Origin of the sequence: Limnohabitans sp. Rim8 (assembly GCF_945901735.1) — a bacterium.
In the GTDB taxonomy this organism is placed as follows: domain Bacteria; phylum Pseudomonadota; class Gammaproteobacteria; order Burkholderiales; family Burkholderiaceae_C; genus Limnohabitans_A.
This window is the reverse complement of the sequence record NZ_CAMDLM010000021.1, coordinates 1-20,603: the sequence shown is the minus strand read 5'-3', so window position 1 is coordinate 20,603 and position 20,603 is coordinate 1. Positions and strand designations below refer to the sequence as shown.

21 protein-coding genes and 1 pseudogene are annotated in these 20,603 nt (G+C 60.0%); 16 read left to right on the top strand and 6 right to left on the bottom strand.

Annotation, left to right across the window (positions count from 1 at the left end; translation table 11 throughout):
* Nucleotides 1-175 precede the first annotated feature (175 nt).
* Genes Q0O99_RS11355 through Q0O99_RS11345 form a run of 3 tightly spaced genes read right to left on the bottom strand, consistent with a single transcriptional unit; the run spans nt 176 to nt 3,078 of the window.
* Nucleotides 176-1,033 (bottom strand): sulfurtransferase, encoded by an 858-nt coding sequence (locus tag Q0O99_RS11355; protein ID WP_293751555.1) that lies wholly within the window; start codon nt 1,031-1,033, stop codon nt 176-178.
* Nucleotides 1,034-1,049: 16 nt separating this feature from the next.
* Nucleotides 1,050-1,937, bottom strand: coding sequence for a DMT family transporter (locus Q0O99_RS11350; RefSeq protein ID WP_293751553.1), 888 nt, complete (start codon nt 1,935-1,937; stop codon nt 1,050-1,052).
* Between the two features lie 13 nt (nt 1,938-1,950).
* Nucleotides 1,951-3,078 carry an aromatic ring-hydroxylating dioxygenase subunit alpha gene (locus Q0O99_RS11345; protein WP_293751551.1) on the bottom strand — a complete coding sequence of 376 codons (1,128 nt, stop codon included), beginning with the start codon at nt 3,076-3,078 and terminating at the stop codon, nt 1,951-1,953.
* A gap of 122 nt (nt 3,079-3,200) precedes the next feature.
* On the opposite strand from Q0O99_RS11345, the gene Q0O99_RS11340 reads away from it, so the two are divergent.
* The 16 genes from Q0O99_RS11340 (at nt 3,201) to Q0O99_RS11265 (ending at nt 18,418) form a co-directional block, all read left to right on the top strand.
* Complete coding sequence (locus Q0O99_RS11340; protein ID WP_293751549.1) at nt 3,201-3,335, top strand: hypothetical protein; 135 nt, start codon at nt 3,201-3,203, stop codon at nt 3,333-3,335.
* A 27-nt stretch (nt 3,336-3,362) separates the two neighbouring features.
* On the top strand, nt 3,363-3,617 hold the full coding sequence (gene xseB / locus Q0O99_RS11335; RefSeq protein ID WP_293751547.1) for an exodeoxyribonuclease VII small subunit: 255 nt from the start codon (nt 3,363-3,365) through the stop codon (nt 3,615-3,617).
* Nucleotides 3,614-4,519: a polyprenyl synthetase family protein gene (locus Q0O99_RS11330; RefSeq protein WP_293751545.1), complete on the top strand. Its 906-nt coding sequence runs from the start codon at nt 3,614-3,616 to the stop codon at nt 4,517-4,519. Before xseB ends, Q0O99_RS11330 begins: the two co-directional genes overlap by 4 nt.
* Before the next feature lies 1 nt (nt 4,520).
* A complete protein-coding gene (gene dxs, locus Q0O99_RS11325) occupies nt 4,521-6,368 on the top strand; it encodes a 1-deoxy-D-xylulose-5-phosphate synthase (protein ID WP_293751543.1) in 1,848 nt (615 codons plus the stop codon).
* A 220-nt stretch (nt 6,369-6,588) separates the two neighbouring features.
* Complete coding sequence (locus tag Q0O99_RS11320) at nt 6,589-7,668, top strand: TRAP transporter substrate-binding protein (protein WP_293751541.1); 1,080 nt, start codon at nt 6,589-6,591, stop codon at nt 7,666-7,668.
* A 95-nt stretch (nt 7,669-7,763) separates the two neighbouring features.
* On the top strand, nt 7,764-8,894 hold the full coding sequence (locus Q0O99_RS11315) for a substrate-binding domain-containing protein (protein ID WP_293751539.1): 1,131 nt from the start codon (nt 7,764-7,766) through the stop codon (nt 8,892-8,894).
* Between the two features lie 124 nt (nt 8,895-9,018).
* Entirely contained in the window at nt 9,019-9,621 is a 603-nt protein-coding gene (locus tag Q0O99_RS11310; RefSeq protein ID WP_293751537.1) for a TRAP transporter small permease subunit, read from the top strand.
* Nucleotides 9,621-11,408, top strand: a complete 1,788-nt coding sequence (locus Q0O99_RS11305; RefSeq protein ID WP_293751535.1) for a TRAP transporter large permease subunit — start codon at nt 9,621-9,623, stop codon at nt 11,406-11,408. Before Q0O99_RS11310 ends, Q0O99_RS11305 begins: the two co-directional genes overlap by 1 nt.
* Nucleotides 11,409-11,537: 129 nt before the next feature.
* Nucleotides 11,538-12,281 (top strand): ABC transporter permease, encoded by a 744-nt coding sequence (locus Q0O99_RS11300; protein WP_293751533.1) that lies wholly within the window; start codon nt 11,538-11,540, stop codon nt 12,279-12,281.
* Nucleotides 12,278-13,006, top strand: coding sequence for an ATP-binding cassette domain-containing protein (locus Q0O99_RS11295; protein ID WP_293751531.1), 729 nt, complete (start codon nt 12,278-12,280; stop codon nt 13,004-13,006). The genes Q0O99_RS11300 and Q0O99_RS11295 overlap by 4 nt, the downstream gene beginning before the upstream one ends.
* Nucleotides 13,003-13,815, top strand: a complete 813-nt coding sequence (locus Q0O99_RS11290) for a substrate-binding domain-containing protein (RefSeq protein ID WP_293751529.1) — start codon at nt 13,003-13,005, stop codon at nt 13,813-13,815. Before Q0O99_RS11295 ends, Q0O99_RS11290 begins: the two co-directional genes overlap by 4 nt.
* 212 nt (nt 13,816-14,027) lie before the next feature.
* Complete coding sequence (locus tag Q0O99_RS11285) at nt 14,028-14,504, top strand: 4Fe-4S dicluster domain-containing protein (protein WP_108355295.1); 477 nt, start codon at nt 14,028-14,030, stop codon at nt 14,502-14,504.
* Nucleotides 14,505-14,527: 23 nt separating this feature from the next.
* Nucleotides 14,528-16,375: an aldehyde ferredoxin oxidoreductase family protein gene (locus Q0O99_RS11280; protein ID WP_293751526.1), complete on the top strand. Its 1,848-nt coding sequence runs from the start codon at nt 14,528-14,530 to the stop codon at nt 16,373-16,375.
* 106 nt (nt 16,376-16,481) lie between these two features.
* The gene (locus Q0O99_RS11275) at nt 16,482-17,822 is read left to right on the top strand and encodes an FAD-dependent oxidoreductase (protein WP_293751524.1); all 1,341 of its coding nucleotides are present in this window, start codon (nt 16,482-16,484) and stop codon (nt 17,820-17,822) included.
* 15 nt (nt 17,823-17,837) lie between these two features.
* Nucleotides 17,838-18,092: a MoaD/ThiS family protein gene (locus Q0O99_RS11270; protein ID WP_293751522.1), complete on the top strand. Its 255-nt coding sequence runs from the start codon at nt 17,838-17,840 to the stop codon at nt 18,090-18,092.
* Nucleotides 18,093-18,118: 26 nt separating this feature from the next.
* The gene (locus tag Q0O99_RS11265; protein WP_293751520.1) at nt 18,119-18,418 is read left to right on the top strand and encodes a hypothetical protein; all 300 of its coding nucleotides are present in this window, start codon (nt 18,119-18,121) and stop codon (nt 18,416-18,418) included.
* Between the two features lie 125 nt (nt 18,419-18,543).
* Here Q0O99_RS11265 and Q0O99_RS11260 read toward each other — a convergent pair whose 3' ends face one another.
* The 3 genes and pseudogenes from Q0O99_RS11260 to Q0O99_RS11250 form a co-directional block, all read right to left on the bottom strand.
* Nucleotides 18,544-18,990, bottom strand: a complete 447-nt coding sequence (locus Q0O99_RS11260; protein WP_293751518.1) for a nuclear transport factor 2 family protein — start codon at nt 18,988-18,990, stop codon at nt 18,544-18,546.
* On the bottom strand, nt 18,987-20,222 hold the full coding sequence (locus tag Q0O99_RS11255) for a GDSL-type esterase/lipase family protein (RefSeq protein ID WP_293751516.1): 1,236 nt from the start codon (nt 20,220-20,222) through the stop codon (nt 18,987-18,989). The genes Q0O99_RS11260 and Q0O99_RS11255 overlap by 4 nt, the downstream gene beginning before the upstream one ends.
* Nucleotides 20,219-20,603 (bottom strand): annotated as a pseudogene (locus tag Q0O99_RS11250) (CoA ester lyase); the annotation flags it as partial. The gene Q0O99_RS11255 and the pseudogene Q0O99_RS11250, both read right to left, overlap by 4 nt.

Genomic DNA, 20,603 nt, shown 5'->3' with positions numbered 1-20,603 from the left:
GGGACTTGATGACCGACTTTCCCCCGTAGGTCGGGCCTTTACGGTCCGACAGCCATGCTCTCGCGAAGCGACATTTTCAAGGGGCGTTGGTGCACAAAGTCGGACATGAAGGCGCCGACCTACAAAAACTGACACCCCCACTGGACTGGCCTTGCTGAGCTTCATGCCATCCGTCTTAGCCCTTGGCGCAGGGCAGGCCCGGCGTGCGGCACCACTCGCTCCAGCTGCCGGCATACAGCGCGGTGGGGCCGAAACCGGCCATCTCCATCGCCATCAAATTGGGCACCGCCGTCACGCCAGATCCGCAGTGGTGCACCACGCTGCTGGCAGGGCGGCCAGCGAGTACCCGGTCCCATTCGACTTTGAGCAACTCGGGGCTTTTGAAACGGCCGTCTTCGGTGAAGTTATCGGCAAAAGGCCGGTTGAGTGCGCCGGGAATATGTCCCGCCACAGGGTCCAGCGGTTCCATTTCGCCCCGATAACGGGCTCCGGCGCGGGCGTCGACCACGGTTTGAGTGGTTTGGCCCAAGGCGGCCGAAACGGCATCGGTTAGCACCAGTTGGCGCAATGGTGTTTTCAATTCAAATGACGCGGGCGCAGGCGGTGTGAAGGGACCCGAGTCGGTGGCGCCACCCGCGTCCTTCCAGGCCTGCAAGCCGCCGTCCAGCAAGGCTACAGCATCATGCCCTAGCCATTTGAGCATCCACCACAAACGACCGCAGTACATGCTTTTGTTGCGGTCATACACCACGATTTGCATGCCGTTGTGTACCCCCAGACTGCCCAGCCACCGGGCCAAGGCTTCGCGCTGGGGCAAGGGATGGCGACCGCCATTCACGGCCAGGCCCACCTCGTGCGTGCTCAGGTTCTTGTCCAGGTCGGCGGGCAGGGCACCCGCGAGGCGCTCGTCTGCAAAAAAACCACCCGCCAGCTCGGGCTTCATCAGGTCAAAGCTGCAGTCGAACACAGCGCAGGGTGTGCCTTGCGCCAGCAGGGTTTGCAATTGGGGGGCGTTGATCAGCAGGTTGTACATGGTGTGTCTCCAAGGTTCAATGGTTTTCAGCAGGGGCGCTGGGCAGTGTACGGTTGCGCAGCACGGTGGAGGCGATGCCGCTGGCCATGATCAGGGCCATACCCAACCAGCCCATGAGCGGGATGTAGTCGCCAAACAACATCAGGCCAAACAAGGCACCAAAGACGATGCCCGAATACTGCAGGTTCGCCACCACCAGGGTCGATCCCCGGCTGTAAGCGTTGGTCATGCACAACTGCCCCAGAGCGGCCAGCACGCCAATGGGCAGCAACCACAGCACGCTGGGCCACACCCAGAGACTCATGCCCGTGACCAGCATCAGCGCGGCGCCGACCACGGCGGTGCCGACGGAAAAATAAAACACCGTGCGGGCTTCGGGCTCGTTCAGACGGCCCAAAGCGGCCACCTGCATGTAAGCCAAAGCCGCGATCAGGCCCGAGAGCAGACCGACGATGCCGGCAAATAACTGGTCTTGTTCGATGGTGGGGCGCAACAACAAGATGACGCCGACAAACCCAGCGATCACCGTCAGCACGATGGGCCCTTGCCGGGTCGCGTGTTGCAGGTTGCCCATGACCAAGGTACCCCCCACCAGAAAAACCGCCACCCAGATGCTGCTCATGTAATTGAGTGTCATGGCGGTGGCCAGAGGCAGGTAGCCAATGGCATAAAACCAGGCCGCAAGCGAGGTCACGCCTACCACCGAGCGCCAAACGTGCATCATGGGGATCGGAGTGCACAAGGGGACGCCCTGAATTCGGCACAAGCTGGCCATGAAGAGCACGCCAATCAGGCCGCGAAAAAAAACCAGCTCGAAGGCGTGGAAATGGGCCGATGCAAATTTGACGCAAACCCCCATCATCGAAAAGAACAAGGATGCCAGGATCATCCAGGAGGCTTGCATCGTTGCCTTCGGTTCAGAGGGCGTTCAACTGGCGGCGGTACCACTCGTGGAAGTGCTGCATGCCGTCTTCCATGGGGCTTTGGTAAGGGCCGACCTCGTTGTCGCCACGGGTCAGCAGGGCTTTGCGCCCCGCGTCCATGCGCTCGGCAATTTCGTCGTCCTCGATGCAGGTTTCCATGTAAGCCGCTTGCTGGGCCTCAACGAATTCGCGCTCAAAGGCCACGATCTCTTCGGGGTAGTAAAACTCCACCATGTTCAGCGTTTTGATCGGGCTGATCGGGTGCAAGGTGGAGACGGTGAGCACATGCGGGTACCACTCGACCATGATGTGCGGGTAGTACGTCAGCCAGATCGCACCGCGCTCGGGCAGTTGGCCATTGCGGTATTTCAGCAGCACCTCGTGCCATTTTTTGTAGGTGTCCGAGCCTGGCTGCCCAAAGCCGCCCGACACGCCCACAGTCTGCACCGAATAGTGCTCCTTGAACTCCCAGCTCAGGTCGTCGCAAGTGACAAACTGGCCCAGCCCCGGGTGGAAGGGGCCGACGTGGTAGTCCTCCAGATACACCTCGATGAAGGTCTTCCAGTTGTAGTTGCACTCGTGCAGCTCCACGCGGTCGAGGGCATAGCCGTCGAAACTCAGTTGAGAGCGTGGCCCCATGCCTGCCAAATCGGTGGCAATGTCGCGGCCGTTGTCCTCGAACAGCAGGCCGTTCCACTCTTGCAACTTGTAGTTGTTCAGGTTCAGGCAGGGGTCTTGGGCAAAGTGCGGCGCGCCCAGCAATTGGCCGCTGGGCGAATACGTCCATCGGTGGAGAGGGCAAACGATGTTGCCGCCCGCGCTGCCTTTTTGTTGGGTGTTCAGGTTGCCCCTGCCGCTCAGCATCACGGCTTGGCGGTGGCGGCAGACATTGGAAACCAGTTCGACCCCGCCTTGGGCGTTGCGCACCAGGGCTCGGCCTTCGGCCTCATGGGGCAGGGTGAAATAGTCGCCCGGGTGGGGCACCGCCAACTGGTGGCCCACATAGCGAGGGCCTTGCCGGAAGAGCGTGTTCAATTCGCGCTGAAACAGCGCTTCTTCGAAATAAGCAGAAACTGGTAGTTGGCTTGCGGCCTGCTGCAGTTGAAGACTTAAATCAGACATGGATGACCTGACCTAGAGACTCCCCCTATGAAGGGGCAGGAACAAAGCGCTGAATTCATGGAAAACGGCGCAAAAAAATAACAGAAATTACTGTCGCGGGTTGATCATTCTAACCCCGGGGAATGCTAGCAGGGGCTGACAAGGCCAATCCAATGGAAAGCCTGCAGTCGATGCTGAGCCAGATCAAACTGGGCAACACCCTGCTGCTGCTGGATGGGACTACCCAAGCGTCAGCCAAGTTCAGTCTTAAAGCCTAAAATCGGTTCTTTTTGTTGGAAGACCCCATGCCCAAGGCTGTTCAAGCTGACCTCGCCGATGCCGTTGCGGCGGATGTGCCTGCCTCATACGAAGCGGCTTTGTCGGAGCTGGAAACACTGGTGGGGCAGCTCGAGTCGGGGCAAATGCCTTTGGACCAGCTGCTGACGGGTTACCAGCGCGGCGCTGTGTTGCTGTGCTTTTGCCGTGACAAGCTCAAAGCCGTCGAAGACCAAATTCAGGTGCTGGATGGCGGACAACTCAAACCGTGGAGTGGCGCATGAGTCCGTTGGACCTCAAAACATGGATGCAGCCGCACCTCGATCGTGTTGAAAACACCTTGTCTGAAGGCATTGAGGCCCATTCGCCCGCCGCTTTGGGCGAGGCCATGCGCTATGCCGTGTTGGACGGCGGCAAGCGCTTGCGGCCCTTGCTGGTGCTGGCCACAGCCGAGGCGGTGGGCGGTGCTTCAAACGGCCCCTCGGCGCTTAACGCCGCTTGTGCCATCGAATTGATCCACGCTTATTCGTTGGTGCACGACGACATGCCCTGCATGGACAACGATGTTTTGCGGCGCGGCAAACCCACAGTGCATGTGCAGTTTGGCGAGGCGCAAGCCCTGCTGGCGGGCGATGCCTTGCAGACTTTGGCTTTTGAAATGCTCACCCCCCAAGATGCCAGCGTCAGCGCTGCAGAACAAGCGGCCTGCGTGGGCTTGCTGGCCCGGGCTTCGGGCTACCAAGGCATGGCCGGGGGCCAAGCGATTGACCTGGCCAGTGTGGGCCAGCGCTTGACGGAGGACCAATTGCGCCAGATGCACCGACTCAAAACCGGGGCGCTGCTTTTGTGCAGCGTGCAGATGGGCGCAGCCTGCGTGCCGGGCGTGTCGGCCCCAGTTCAAGAGGCTTTGACCCGTTTTGGCGAGGCCCTGGGCCTGGCTTTTCAGGTGGTAGACGATGTGCTGGATGTGACCGCCGATTCGGCCACCCTGGGCAAAACGGCGGGCAAGGACGAAGCCGCCGACAAACCGACCTATGTGGCCCTGATGGGGCTGGACGCGGCCAAAGCCTATGCCGACTCTTTGGCTGCTCAGGCCATGCAGGCACTGGCCGATACCGGCTTGCCCGAGGCCCGTTTGGCCGCTTTGCGTGCCCTGACCGCCATGGTGATCACCAGAAACAACTGACATGACCGATTTGCTCAAGAACATCGATTCCCCGGCCGATTTGCGCCGCCTGCAGCGCTCAGATTTGCCCCAACTGGCCGACGAGTTGCGCCACTGCGTCCTGGACAACGTCTCCAAAACCGGTGGGCACCTCAGCTCCAACCTGGGCACGGTCGAGTTGACCGTGGCATTGCACTACGTCTTCAACACCCCCGAAGACCGCATCGTCTGGGACGTGGGTCACCAGACTTACCCGCACAAAATTCTCACGGGTCGGCGCGAACGCATGCCCACGCTGCGCCAGTTCGATGGCTTGTCGGGCTTTCCGCGCCGGGATGAAAGCGAATACGACACCTTTGGCACGGCCCACTCGTCCACCAGCATTTCGGCCGCTTTGGGCATGGCCGTGGCGGCCCGCCAAAAAGGCGAGTCGCGCCACGCGATTGCGGTGATCGGCGACGGCGCGATGACGGCGGGCATGGCCTTTGAGGCCCTGAACAACGCGGGCGTGGAAGAGTGCAAGCTGCTGGTGATCCTGAATGACAACGACATGTCGATCAGCCCGCCTGTGGGCGCGCTCAACCGCTACCTCGCCCAACTGATGAGCGGGCGTTTTTACTCGGCCGCCAAGGCCGGGGCCAAGAACGTGCTGAAAAACGCCCCCCCGCTTTTTGAGCTGGCCAAGCGCTTGGAAGAAACCGCCAAGGGCATGGTGGTGCCCGCCACGCTGTTCGAGAAATTCGGCTTCAACTACATCGGCCCGATCGACGGGCACGACCTGGAGTCGCTGATCCCGACACTGGAAAACATCAAGCACTTGAGCGGCCCGCAGTTTTTGCATGTGGTGACCAAAAAAGGCCAGGGCTATGAAAAAGCCGAAGCCGATCCGGTGGCCTACCACGGCCCCGGCAAGTTCGACCCCAGCGTGGGCTTGGTGCCTGCCGCCACGCCCGCCAAAACCACCTTCACCCAGGTGTTTGGCCAGTGGCTGTGCGACATGGCCGAAAAAGACCTGCGCTTGGTGGGCATCACCCCTGCCATGCGCGAAGGCTCGGGCATGGTGGCTTTTCACCAGCGCTTTCCCAAGCGCTATTACGACGTGGGCATCGCCGAGCAGCATGCCGTGACCTTTGCCGCAGGCCTGGCCTGCGAGGGGCTCAAACCTGTTCTTGCCATTTATTCCACCTTTTTGCAGCGCGGTTACGACCAACTCATCCACGATGTGGCGCTGCAAAACTTGCCGGTGGTGTTTGCAATTGACCGTGCCGGTCTGGTGGGGGCTGACGGAGCCACCCACGCTGGGGCTTACGACATCGCTTATATCCGCTGCATCCCCAACATGAGCTTGGCTTGTCCGGCCGACGAGCGCGAGTGCCGCCAGTTGCTGAGCACCGCTTACGCGCAAAACCACCCGGTGGCGGTGCGCTACCCGCGCGGCGCAGGCGTGGGCACCGAGCCCGGCCGCGATCTGGACACTTTGCCCTTTGGCAAGGGCGAAGTGCGCCGTCAGGGGGAGAAGCTGGCCATTCTGGCCTTTGGCACCTTGCTGGCCCCGGCTTTGCAGGCTGCTGAAAAGCTCAACGCCACCGTGGTGAACATGCGTTGGGTGAAGCCGCTGGACACCGAGCTGCTGTCGCAAATTGCGCAAAGCCACGAGCACCTGGTGACGGTGGAAGAGGGCTGCACCATGGGCGGCGCGGGCAGCGCGGTGGCCGAGGCCTTGCAGCAGCTGAACCTGCAGCGCTCGGTGTTGCAGCTGGGCTTGCCCGATGTGTTCATTGAGCATGGCGACCCGGCCAAGCTGCTGGCTTTACAAGGGCTGGATGCGGTGGGCATCGAGGCGTCAATTCGACAGCGTTGGACGGACTGAGGCCTTGGAGATGGCCTTTTTTAGGGGGGCTGGCTTTTGTGCCCCTCCCAAGTGTCCAACTGAAGATTGAGATATCTTCAAAGACCTTGAAGTTTTTGCTGGTTTAAAAAGGGTAAACCCCCAGATTTAGGGGGCGATTCACTTTCTACAATAAGCCGGTGTTTGTTTTTCATGGCCCGATGTTTCGGGTGGTTTTCAAATTTTCACAAGGAGTCCATTCATGGATCGTCGTTCCCTCATCAAAAACACCGGCATGGCCGGTATTTTGGCTACCGGTGTTGCACCTGCGGTTCACGCCCAAGCAGCCCTGCGCTGGCGTCTGACTTCCAGCTTTCCCAAGGCGCTGGACACTTTGTTTGGTGTGAACGATGTGTTCGCAGCCAAGGTCAAGGAAATGACCGGCGGTAAGTTCGAGATCACCACCCACGCGGCCGGTGAATTGGTGCCCGCTTTCGGCACCATCGACGCCACCAAAGACGGCACCGTGGAAATGTCCAACACCGCGCCTTACTACTACTTTGGCAAGGACGAAGTGTTTGCCTTGGGTTGTGCCATTCCCTTTGGTTTGAACAGCCGCCAGATGACGGCTTGGATGCTGCATGGCAACGGCATGAAATTGATGCGCGAGCATTACAACAACTACAACATCGTCAACTTCGTGATGGGCAACACAGGCGCTCAAATGGGTGGCTGGTTTCGCAAGCCGATCAAGTCCTTGGCCGACTTCAAGGGCACCAAATTCCGCGTGGGCGGGTTTGCAGGCAAAGTGGTTGAGCGCATCGGTGGCGTGCCACAAAACATTCCTGGCGGCGAGATTTACCAAGCGCTTGAAAAAGGCACGATCGATGCGGCCGAGTGGGTGGGCCCTTACGATGACCTGAAACTGGGCTTCTACAAAGTGGCCAAGAACTACGCGTACCCAGGTTGGTGGGAAGGCGGTCCTCAGTTGGACCTGCACATCAACAAAAAAGCTTACGACAGTCTGTCCAGCGAGTACAAGGCAATCATCGAGGCGGCTTCCAGTTTTGCAGCAACCGACATGCAAGCCCGTTACGACGCACGCAACGCTGCATCGCTCAAGACCTTGGTCGCCGGTGGTGCCAAGTTGTTCCCTTTCCCCAAGGATTTGATGGACGCGGCTTTCAAAGAGTCCATGGCCCTTTACGAAGAAATCGGCACAAAGAACCCAGGTTGGAAAAAAATCTACGGCGACTACTCGGCTTTCCGCAAGGAAGCCAACCAGTGGTTCCGCTTCACCGAAGCGCGCTTCGACAACTACATGCAATCGGCCAAACTGTAATTCAGGCCCGCATGCATGCACCACAAAAGGCCCTTCGGGGCCTTTTGTTTTGGCCAAGCCAGCTCGGTGCTTGGCTATAGGGCAAACTTCAATCCATGCAGCACATCGATCTCTCGTACCAATGGACCCAGCCGGGCCATGAAACGGCGCGCAATCGCCAAAGCCCCTTGCGCAACCCCCTCATGGACTTGTTGCAAGCGGTGCGCCACGCCGGCTCGATTGGCGGTGCAGCCAAACATCTGGACTTGTCCTACCGCCATGTTTGGGGCGAACTCAAGCGCTGGGAGCAATCATTGGGGCAACCTCTCATCGTTTGGGAGAAGGGCCAGGCCGCCCGGCTGACCGGTTTTGCCGACAAGTTGCTTTGGGCCGAGCGACAAGCGCAAGCCCGGTTGGCGCCCCAAATCAGCGCTTTGCAGGCCGAGCTGGAAAAAACGTTTGCAGTGGCCTTTGATCCCACGCACCAGGCCTTGGCCATCTATGCCAGCCACGACGATGCATTGGTCATGCTGCGGGAAGAAGCCGCAGCCCAGTCCTTGCACCTTGACTTGCGCTTTTGCGGCAGCGTCGACGCCATCCGCGCCCTGAACGAGGGGCGCTGCCATGTGGCGGGTTTTCATGCACCTTGGCAACCCGATGCGGATTCGTTGGTGGCCCGCACCTACAAACCTTTGCTCAAGCCTGGGTTGCATAAGCTGATTGGTTTTGCTACACGTTCGCAAGGTTTGATGGTGGCGCCGGGCAACCATTTGCGTTTGCAAAGCTTGGCGGATGTGGCCCAGGCCGGCGCGCTTTATGTCAACCGCAGTCCGGGCACAGGCACACGCCTGCTGCTGGACCAGTGCCTGCAAGTTTTGGGTCTGCAGGCATCGGACCTGACAGGCTATGCGCACGAAGAAAATTCGCACAGCGCGGTGGCTGCTTGCATTGCTGCGGGTCAGGCCGACGCAGGCTTGGGCATCGCCAGTGCGGCGCAGGTGCATGGGCTCGATTTCGTGCCTTTGTACCCGGAGCGTTATTGGCTGGTGTGCCTGGCATCGGCGTTGGACAGCGAACCCGTGCGGCAATTGCGCGCTTTGCTCAGCGAGTCGGCTTGGCAGCAACGTTTGCAAGCGATGGCCGGATACACCACCACCGCCGATGCGGGTCAGGTGCAGTCCTTGCGCAGCATGCTGCCTTGGTGGCAATTCAGAGCGGCGCGCGTCCCCCTTGGGGTTAACCCTTGATTTTTTACAGCTGTGAAATGTGCTCATGGCGCCCGTGACAAATATCAACCCAAGCATTTGGTGTAAACACGCTGTGGCCGGTTAACGCAGAATTACAATAGCACCTGAATTTCTGGAGGACAACATGTCTTTTTTCTTGTTGATTTCGCGGGGCATTGACCGTTTGAATCAAAGCGTGGGACTTTTCACCACCTGGTTGATTCTGGCCACGACCTTGATCAGTGCAGGCAACGCCATTGTGCGAAAGGCTTTTGATTCGAGCTCGAACGCCTTGCTGGAAATCCAGTGGTACCTGTTTGCCGCTGTGTTTTTGTTGGGGGCTGGCTATGGCTTTCTTAAAAATGCGCACGTACGCATCGACTTCATTTCGTCCATGTTGACGGCGCGTGCCCGCAACTGGATTGACGTGGGCGGCATTTTGTTGGCCCTGTTCCCGTTTTGTTTCTTGTGCATTTACTTGTCTTGGCCCTTGTTCATGCAGGCTTACATCAGCGGCGAAATGTCCTCCAACGCGGGTGGCCTGATCCGTTGGCCTGTGTATGCGCTGGTGCCTGCCGGCTTTGCCTTGCTCATGCTGCAAGGTGTGTCGGAACTGATCAAACGCTTGGACTTTTTGGTGGGGCAGGGCGAAGACGTTTTGTCTTCTGAAGAGGCCATGTCGGATGAGCAAAAAGAATTGATTGCACTGGAAAAACTGGCGCAAGAACAAGTTCAGGGAGCACGTTGATGGAAGCGACTTTTCTGGCACAGAACTTTGTGCCCATCATGTTTGCCGGTTTGTTTGTGCTGCTGCTGACCGGTTTTCCGGTGGCTTTCGCGCTGGCCGCTTGCGGTCTGGGCTTTGGCTACATCGGCATGGAAGCGGGACTGTTCCCGCCTTCCTTGTTTCAGGCCTTGCCCTTGCGCATTTTTGGCATCATGCAAAACGACACTTTGCTGGCCATTCCGTTTTTCACCTTCATGGGCATCATTTTGCAAAAATCCGGCATGGCCGAAGATTTGCTGGAGACGGTGGGTCAGGTGTTTGGCCCTGTGCGTGGTGGCGTGGCTATCGCGGTGATTTTGGTGGGGGCCTTGTTGGCGGCCACTACTGGTGTCGTGGCTGCGGCCGTGATTTCCATGGGCTTGATCTCTTTGCCCATCATGCTGCGCTACGGTTACAGCCGTGTCATTGCCACCGGAACCATCACGGCTTCGGGCACCTTGGCGCAAGCCATTCCGCCTTCGTTGGTGTTGATCGTGTTGGCCGACCAATTGGGCCGCTCGGTGGGTGACATGTACGCCGGTGCTTTGGTGCCCGGCTTGCTGTTGGTCGGTTTGTACGTCTTGTTCATAGTGGCCGTGGCCATTTTCAAGCCGGACATGGTGCCCGCCTTGCCGCCCGAAGCCCGCATTTACCGCGAAGCCAATGGCAAATCAGGCCATGTGTCCTTGATGTTCCTTTTGATTTTGTGCGCGGTGGTGGGTTTTTCATGGGCTTCGTCCCACGATGCCATCATGACCGCTTGGCTCGACCGCACCCAAGAGTCCCCCGGCGATGAAATGGTCATCATGTCCTTGACTGTGGCGTCCTTGGTGGCTTTGGCCTTGGCCATCGTCAACCGCGTCACCGGCATGGGCTTGTTGTCCAAATTGGCTGAGCAGGTAACCTTTGTTCTGATGCCGCCCCTGATTTTGATCTTCCTGGTTCTGGGAACCATCTTTCTGGGTGTCGCCACGCCCACCGAAGGCGGTGCCATGGGGGCTTTGGGTGCCTTGATTTTGGCCATTGGCAAGCGCCGTTTGAGCATGCCTTTGATGAACCAGGCGCTGGAAAACACGGCCAAGCTGGCCTCGTTTGTGCTGTTCATCCTGATCGGCTCGACCGTGTTCAGCTTCACCTTCAATGCAGCCGATGGCCACATCTGGGTGGAGCATCTGTTTGTCGACATGCCGGGTGGTGCGATCGGCTTCTTGATCGTGGTGAACATCCTGATTTTCATCTTGGGTTGTTTCATCGACTTCTTTGAAATCGCCTTCATCGTGATCCCGATCCTGGCCCCTGTGGCCGAGAAGATCTTGCCCGGGTTGGTGCCTGGCATGACTGCCGACCAGGCCATGATCTGGTTCGGGGTGATCGTGGCGATGAACCTGCAGACCTCGTTCCTGACGCCGCCCTTTGGTTTTGCTTTGTTCTATTTGCGCAGTGTTGCGCCCAAGAACGATTACAAAGACCGGGTCACTGGGGAGAACATCCGCGCTGTGACGACTTCCGAAATCTACAAAGGCTCGATCGCTTTCATCATCCTTCAGTTGATCATGGTGGCGGCCATCATCATGGTGCCGTCTTTGGTTACCGGTGGCCTGCAAGAGGGTGTGAAGGTCGATGCCGAGGCCGCGTTGGAGCAAATGCTGCAAAACGAAGGCCAGTCGCAAGACGGTGTAGAGGAAGACCCTCAGTTGGACGGTGAAAAGCCTGATGAGGACGACCCGGCCAAAGCCTTGGAAGCCGATATGAAGGCGAGCAAGAAGTAAGCTTCTGTCGCACCAAGAAGAGCCCGGTTCGCCGGGCTTTTTTATTGGTGCTGACCTATGCAAACTTGTTCATAGTGGACACCCCTCATACCTTGCGGGGGGCTTGTCCCTTAGCATCCAAAGCGCTGTATGAACACCTTCTCCGACAGCGTCCTGACGGCGCTGAACCTCGTCACTTCTTTCGACCCTGCCCTGTGGGTGGTGGTCACGCGCTCCTTGGCCGTGAGTGCCACGGCCTGCCTGCTGGCCTATGGCGTGGGCGTGGCGCTGGGCGCTTGGTTGGCGGTGTCGCGTTTTCGTGGCCGGGGCCTTGTTTTGGTGGGCCTGAACACCTTGCTGGCGCTGCCCTCGGTGATGGTGGGTTTGGTGGTGTACCTCTTGTTGTCGCGCACCGGGCCTTTAGGCTTTTTGGGCTGGATGTTCAGTTTTCAGGCCATGGTGCTGGCCCAGTTCATTTTGGTGGTGCCGGTGGTCACGGCGCTCACGCGCCAGGTGGTGGAGGACGTGGAGCGCCAGCATGGTGAACAATGGGCATCCTTGGGCGCAGGCCCCTGGGTGCGCAGCTTGTTGCTGGCTTGGGATGAGCGCCTGGCTTTGCTGACGGTGGGCGTGACGGCTTTTGGCCGCGCCATCTCTGAAGTGGGGGCCGTCATGATTGTGGGCGGCAACATCGATGGTTTCACCCGCGTGATGACCACCGCCATTGCGCTGGAAACCAGCAAGGGCGATTTGCCGCTGGCGCTGGGGCTGGGCATGGTCTTGCTGGCGGTGGTGTTGCTGCTCAACGCGCTGGTGGCGGGCCTGCGGCGCTGGGGTGAGACACGCCATGCGAGGCCAGCGGCGGCCGATGGTCTGGTGGGCGCGCAGCCATGAGCAACGTGCATATCACGCTTGACGCGGTCAGCGTCCAACTGGGGGCGCAACAGGCCCTGAAGTGCGTGAGTTTGCGCATGGCGGCGGGTGAACGCGTGGCACTGGTGGGGGCCAACGGCTCGGGCAAAAGCAGCTTGCTGCGCACCTTGCACGGCTTGGTGCCGCCCACTCAAGGTCAGGTGATTCAAACACCGGGTGTGCGCCAGGCCATGCTGTTCCAAAGACCGCACATGCTGCGCCTGTCGGCCCTGAACAATGTGGCGCTGGGTGTGTGGCTGGACCGTTCGCGGGCTTTGAATTGGCGCGCCTCGAAGACCTTGGCTCTGCAGGCTTTGCAGCGTGTGGGCCTGCAGTCTGTAGCGCAGCAAAACGGTCGCCAGTTGTCGGGCGGGCAGCAGCAGCGCCTGGCCTTGGCCCGCGCCTGGGCGCGTCAGCCCGATGTCTTGCTGCTGGACGAACCCACGGCCAGTCTGGACCCGCACGCCAAGCGTGAGATCGAGATCTTGATGGCCGAATTTGTCGCAGGCCCAGCACCCGACAAGCCTTTGACTTTGGTCTGGGCGAGCCACAACTTGGGCCAAGTCAAACGCCTGGCCACCCGCGTGGTTTATTTGGAGTTCGGCCGCGTTTTGGCCGACCTGCCTGTTTCTGATTTTTTCGACCCTACTTTGCTTGCCGAGTGCAGCCCGGCAGCCCATGCTTTTGTTCAAGGAGAACTTTCATGACCTTTAAAACTTTCACCCGCCGCGCCCTGGTGTGCGCTGTTTTGGCCACCACCTCGGTGTGGGCGCAAGCCCAATCGATCGTGATGTCGTCCACCACGTCCACCGAGCAATCGGGCTTGTTCGCCCATTTGCTGCCTGCCTTCAAAAAAGCCAGTGGGCTGGACGTGAAAGTGGTGGCGCTGGGCACCGGCCAAGCGCTTGACATGGCGCGCCGGGGTGACGCCGATGTGGTGTTTGTGCACGACCAAGCGGCCGAAGAAAAGTTTGTGGCCGATGGCTTTGGCCTCAAGCGCTTGCCCGTCATGTACAACGACTTTGTGCTGATTGGCCCCAAAGCCGACCCGGCAGCCACCAAAGGCAAAGACATCGTGGCGGCCTTGGCCAAGTTGTCTTTAGGCAACGCGGCGTTTATCTCGCGCGGTGACAAGAGTGGCACCCATGCGGCCGAATTGCGCTTTTGGAAAATGGCCAATCTGGCTGACAAAAAAGGCAGCGGCTACAAGGAATGCGGCTGCGGCATGGGCCCGGCTTTGAACATCGCGGCGTCTTCAGGCGGCTATGTGCTGGCCGACCGCGCCACTTGGCTCAATTTCAAGAACCGCGCGGATTTGGCCATCCTGGTGGAGGGCGACAACCGCTTGTTCAACCAATACGGCGTCATGGTGGTCAACCCCGCAAAACATGCGCACGTCAAACAAGCCGATGCGCAAAAGTTTGTCGACTGGATCACCTCGGCCGCTGGGCAGGGCGTGATTGCCGATTACAAAATTGGCGGCGAGCAGTTGTTTTTCCCGAACGCGGTCAAGTGATTCCGGCTTTGGGCAAGCTGGTTTGGCGATAGATCGCTGGGGTGGGCAGTCAGGGGCCTGTCAGATGTGTTTCAAGCTGAGAATTTTGAGGACAAGCCTGCTAAACATAGGGTAAATACGGATCGGTTTGCAGGGGCTTGGATTAACAATACCTATGCATCCCGATTCATAAGCGCGGGCTTGAACAGCCCGTCACCTCACAGGAGTTACACATGCAGAAAGTCCTGCACATCAATCCGGACAAATGTACCGGCTGCTTGCAGTGCGAAATGGCCTGTTCTTTCGAGAACTACGGCACTTACGCCACCTCCAAATCGCGCATCAAGGTGTTTGATTTCCATCACACCGGCAAAAAAGTGCCCTACACCTGCACCCAGTGCGACGAAGCCTGGTGCCTGCATGCCTGCCCTGTGGAAGCCATCACGGTCGACAAAGTCACCGGCGCCAAAGTGGTCAACGAATCTACCTGCGTGGGCTGCAAGGTCTGCACCATCGCCTGCCCCTTCGGCACCATCAACTATGTGCAAGAGACCGGCAAGGTGCAAAAGTGCGACCTGTGCGGCGGTGACCCGGCTTGCGCCGACGCTTGCCCGACCGGCGCCATCACGTTTGTGGATGCCAACTGGACCGGCATCGACAAGATGAAGCAGTGGGCCGACAAGTTGGGCAATCAGCCCTCGGCCTCTTAAATCCCCCCACAAGGAGCATCAACATGTCTTGGGCTGGAAAAATCCTCCGCGTCAACCTCACGGCTGGCACCGTCAAGTCTGAACCGCTGAACATGGAGTGGGCCAAAGCCTACCTCGGCTCACGCGGTCTGGGCAGCAAATACCTGATCAGCGAGATCGACCCCAAAGTTGACCCGCTATCGGCTGACAACAAACTCATTTGGGCCACCGGCCCGCTGACCGGAACCATGGCCTCGACCGGTGGCCGCTACACCGTCATCACCAAGAGCCCGCTCACCGGGGCCATTGCCTGCTCCAACTCGGGTGGCTATTGGGGCGCTGAGCTCAAAATGGCCGGTTGGGACATGGTCATTTTTGAAGGCGCATCGGCCAAGCCGGTTTACTTGCACATCAGCGACGACGAAGCCGAGTTGCGCGATGCGAGCCACCTGTGGGGCCAAAGCGTCTGGAAGACCGAGGAAATCCTCAAGTCCAGCTTGCAAGACCCCTTGCTGCGTGTCTGCAGCATCGGCAAGGCCGGTGAAAACGGCGTGCTTTATGCTGCGGTGGTGAACGACCTGCACCGTGCGGCTGGCCGCTCGGGCGTGGGCACTGTCATGGGCAGCAAGAACCTCAAAGCCATTGCGGTGCGCGGCACCAAAGGCGTGGGCAACATGCAAAACCCCAAGGCGTTCATGGCGGCGGCCAAGGCGGCCAAAAAGGTGCTGGCCGACAACGCCGTCACGGGCCAGGGCCTGCCAGCGTACGGCACCCAGGTGCTGATGAACGTGATCAACGAAGTCGGTGGTTTGCCTACACGCAATCACCGCGATGTGCAGTTTGAAGGCGCCAAAGACATCTCGGCCGAAGCCATGGTCACGCCCCGCGAAACCGACGGCAAAAAGCACCTGGTGACCAACCAAGCCTGCTTTGGTTGCACCATCGCTTGCGGCCGCATCAGCAAGATCGACGAAGGCCACTTCTCCGTCAAAAACAAGCCTGAGTATTGGGGCGCCAACGGCGGCCTGGAATACGAAGCGGCTTGGGCACTGGGCGCAGCCAACGGCGTGAATGACCTCGAAGCCTTGCAATACGCCAACATGATTTGCAACGAAGAAGGCTTTGACCCGATCAGCTTTGGCACCACCATTGGCGCCGTGATGGAGCTGTATGAAATGGGTGTGCTGACCAAAGAGCAAATTGGTGTCGAAGCACCCTTTGGCTCGGCCGAAGCCTTGTGCGAGTTTGTCGACATGACCGCCAAGGGCATTGGTTTTGGCAAGGAAATTGGCATGGGCTCCAAGCGCCTGACCGCCAAATACGGCCACCCCGACCTGTCCATGAGCGTCAAAGGCCAAGAGTTCCCGGCCTATGACGGTCGCGTGATCCAGGGCATCGGCTTGGCTTATGCCACCTCCAACCGCGGTGCTTGCCACCTGCGCGGCTACACCATCGCCTCTGAAGTGCTGGGCATCCCGGTCAAGACAGAGCCCACCGAGCACGAAGGCAAGCCCGAATTGGTCAAGGCCTTCCAGGACGCAACAGCCGCCTTTGATTCGGCAGGCATCTGCGTCTTCACCAGCTTTGCCTGGACCCTGGCCGACGTGGCCCCTCAGGTGCAAGCCGCTTGTGGCGAAGAGTTCACCATGGAGCACTTGAACCACATCGGCGAGCGCATCTGGAACATGGAGCGCGAGTTCAACAACGCCGCCGGCTTCACCAAGGCCGACGACAACCTGCCCAAGCGCCTGATGACCGAAGCCGCCAAAACCGGCCCCGGCAAAGGCATGGTCAGCAAGTTGGACGAAATGCTGCCCAAGTACTACGAGGCGCGCGGCTGGGACGGCGAAGGCCACCCCACATCGGCCACCCGGGAACGTCTGGGCCTGTGATGCTCAGCCAAAGTCTCAGTGTCGCCTTCAAGGGCAGCACTGGGCCTTGCTGAAATCAACGACGCAGCGGCTCTCCGGGGCCGCTGTTTCTTTTTTGGAGAACACCATGACCCACCACGTGATTTTGGGCGCAGGCCCTGCTGGCGTGATCGCCGCTGAAACCATCCGCAAGCATGCCCCGGGTGACACCATCACCTTGATTGGCGACGAGCCCGATGCGCCTTACTCGCGCATGGCCATCCCTTATCTGCTGATTGGCAACATCGACGAGCGCGGCACTTACTTGCGCAAAAGCGACGCCCACTTTGACGAACTGTGCATCACTCAGGTCAAAGCCAAAGTGACGCGTGTGGATTCAGCGGGCAAAACCGTGCACCTCGAAAATGGCAAGTCTTTGGCGTTTGACAAGCTCTTGATCGCCACCGGTTCGCACCCCGTGCGCCCCCCGATTGCAGGCATGGACCTGCCCGGTGTGCACCCCTGCTGGACGCTCGAAGACGCCCGGGCCATCCAGGCGCTGGCCAAGCCCGGTGCCCGTGTGCTGCAAATGGGCGCGGGCTTCATTGGCTGCATCATCATGGAATCGCTGGCGGCGCGCGGCGTCAAGCTCAGCGTGGTGGAAATGGGCGACCGCATGGTGCCCCGCATGATGGGCCCGGTGGCGGGCGGCATGATCCGCGACTGGTGTGAAGTCAAGGGCGTGCAGGTGTTCACCGGAACCAAGGTCGAAGCCATCAGCCAAGGTGCTGAAAAGAGCTTGCTGGGCAGACTGGCCGCAGCTGTGGGCCTGGGGTCTGACGATGCCAGCGGTGCGCTGCAGGTGCGTCTGTCCAATGGCCAAACCGTCGAAGCCGATCTGGTCATCAGCGCCACCGGCGTGCGTCCGGCCATTGGCTTTTTGAAGGACAGCGGCATCACCTGCCTGCAAGGCGTGTTGACCAACGAGCACCTGCAAACCAATGTGCCCGGCATCTTCGCCGCAGGCGACTGCGCCGAAGCTTTTGACATGGTCAGCGGCAAAACCATTGTGAGCGCCATCCAGCCCAATGCGGCCGAGCAGGCCCGTGTGGCCGCGCTCAACATGCTGGGCCAAAACGCTGTGCTCAAGGGCGTGACGCAAATCAACGTGCTCGACACCCTTGGTTTGATCTCCACCAGTTTTGGCAACTGGGAAGGCGTGGCCGGTGGCCAGTCGGCGGTGCTGACCGACAAGGCCGCAGGCCGTCACCTGAGCTTGCAGTTCAAGGACGATGTGATGGTCGGCTGCAACAGCGTGGGCTGGACCGAGCATGTGGGCGTGATGCGCGGCTTGGTTGAAGGCCAGGTGCACCTGGGCGACTGGAAAGACCGCCTGATGCACGATCCGACCAAGCTGGTGGACGCTTATCTGGACTGCGCTCAGGGCCAGGGCCGCTGGAGTGGTGCCGCCGATGCGCGTCGCCGCTGAAGCGACAATCTGCGCATGAACATCACTTTCAAACTGTTTGCCACGCTGACCGACTATTTGCCCGCCGAAGCCCGGCGCAGCAACCAAGTCACGCTGGATGTGGCGCAGGACACCAGCATCAGCCAGATCATCGAGCCCTTCGGCATGCCCCCGAAGCTCGTGCATCTGGTGCTGGTCAACGGCAAATACATCAAACCCGAAGACCGGGACACCACCACCCTGGCCGAGGGCGATGTGTTGGCCATCTGGCCGCCTGTGGCCGGTGGCTGAAGTCTGCCCACGCAGGTCTTGTTTTCGTGCAGTCCTACTACCCCGAGCGCTTCGAGCGCGACATGGGCACCAGCGAAACCGAATGGTTGACGGCCTTGCCCCGCGCACTGGGCCTCCATGCCTTTGTGATGGGCACCGGCCAGGTGCGTGTGCAGATCGGTGAAGGCCATCTGCAACTGCAATGGCACACCCTGCCGCCACGCCTGATCGCGCTGCTGCGCCTGCAGCGCTTGGCGGTCTCTTTTGTGTTCGAAGACGTAGAAGAAGAAGCGCGCCAGCGCTTCATGAAGCACTTTGATTTGACGATGCAGCGGGGTGGGGGGTGAGTTTGGGCGAGTGGCTGAAATAGGCTGGAAGCGGACGACAGCAGCAGGCGCGATGCCACGGAATTACACTGTCCGCGGTGGCGAGGTAATCGGGCGACAGGTAGGCATGTGGAAGCGCCAAGGTTTCAGCTGATCTTGAACAACGCAGAGAACCGCGACAGGTTCTCAGCCGACAGCCGCATCGGGTCGTAGTCGGGCTCTGGCAGGGGCTGCACCACGTCCCAGTGTTCGGCCATCTGGCCCTGCGCATTGAAGCGCATGAAGTCTGCGATGACCGTGGAAGGCAACAGCTTGTGCAAGATGACGAAATCACCGCAAGCGAACAGGTGAATGGGCCGCCATACCAATCGGCCAGGACGCTTCCATGCCACCTCCTCGAGGTAACGACGCAGGCCAGCTCGTCCCTGGCCAATACCCGGCGTGTGCTGGATGTAGTCTTCGGCCACATATCGATCGACCAGACTCATGTCGTGACCGTGCATGCAGTCGGACATGAAGTGCAACAAAGTGGTTTCATTGGTGCTCAGGTCATCGCGCAACCGAGGGTCGTAGGGGTTCGGGATGGGATTCACGGTAGTTTTTTAAGGATGCAGCGGGCCATGGCAGCATGCCCCGCACGGTTAGGGTGTAGGCCGTCGCCAGGTTCGCCTAAAGTGCTATCACCGTTGAAAGCGGAATGAAGCCTTCCGGTGAGCGGGTCGGTCAGGGCAAGATCCAAATCGACGAAGTCATCGAAAAGCGCACCTTTGCCCACTTCGGCATTGAAGGCCCGACGTCGGCTGTTCTGTCGCTCGCTGCCATGGCCAGGCCGGGTGCTGCCAAGGGCACTTGGGACTGTCGCGCCTAAGACGCGTACCCCCTGCGCCCGCATGCGCTGGACTGAATACGCCATGGCCTCGAACACGGCAGCTGCTTCGGCCTGGCCATTGTCGCTGAAGTCGTTGATGCCTTGGAGCCAGAAGATCGTACGAACGGCAGACAGGTCGAGCACGTCTCGCGCCAGTCTTTCTGTGGCCGCTGGGCCGCCACGCCAGGGGCTTGCTCCAGGTGCTGGACCTGTCACCTGGTTGCCGCCGATGCCTGCATTCACAACCGCCAGATCTTGGCGCCCTGCGGCCCACAATTCGCGTTGCAGCACGTCTGTCCAGCGGTCATGCCCATTGAGAGTCGTAGCCGTGCCATCGGTGAGCGAATCGCCAAAAGCGGCCAGCGTGCAAGCTTCGGCCGAAAGCCAAGCATCCAGCGCGTCGATGAAAAAGCTGGAAGTGGTGGTGTGCGGGAAGCCTAACTCGCTGTCAGAAACGGCAGCACTCTGGTCGCCTGGCTGGGACAAGTAGGACGTTGCCATCGCCTTGGCATGCCAGGTGATGGGGCCGCTGGAACCCTCCACCCAGGCACTGAAGGCCAGGCTGCGGCCCTGCATCGATTGCGCTGATTCGGGCAGCGCTGCCCACTCTATGGCAGGTGTCCATTCAAATGAGCCGGCAGCAATCGTCTGGTCGGGCAATGCAATGCGCGTACCGGGTACCAAGGCGCCGCCACCCATGTGCAAGGCCAGACTCATCCCACGCAACAGCAGCGGCTTGTTGCCAAAGCGGTTGCTCAAGCGCAATCTGAAACGCGGTGACCACAAAGCAGGCCTGAGCACCATGCGAAGGGACTGGTTGACAAGGCCTTGTTTCATTTCAGGCAAGGCTCTGTTCAGGTCGGGCTGCGCGATCGTGGAACCCACCGGGTAGGCGCCTTGTGCAGACGCCGCCCAGGCGGTCACCCAGTGGGACCCCGATGGCAGCGCTGTGCTCATGGGGTCAATCCCAACCAGCGGCGCGCCCGCTGGACGATGGGCCGGTCGATCATCCGACCGTCCAGCAGCACCGCACCGAGGCCCGCACGGCATGCGGCTTCATCGGCAGCCACGACACGTTCAGCCCAGGCGAGCTCCTCGGCCGAAGGGGAGAAGCCGCGGTTGACGATGGGGACTTGTCGCGGGTGAATGCAAACCGAGCCCGTGAAACCCATGGCGCGTCCGGCGCGCACGGTGTGCTCAAAGCCTGCCACGTCGTCCACAGCCGCGATGCTCCCCGCCAGGCCCCAGCAAGCCAGGCCATGGGCATGAGCGCAGGTCAAGACCTGATGTGCAGGCCAGGCCAGCGCAACCGGCTCGGGAGGCACGCCCAAGGCGCCG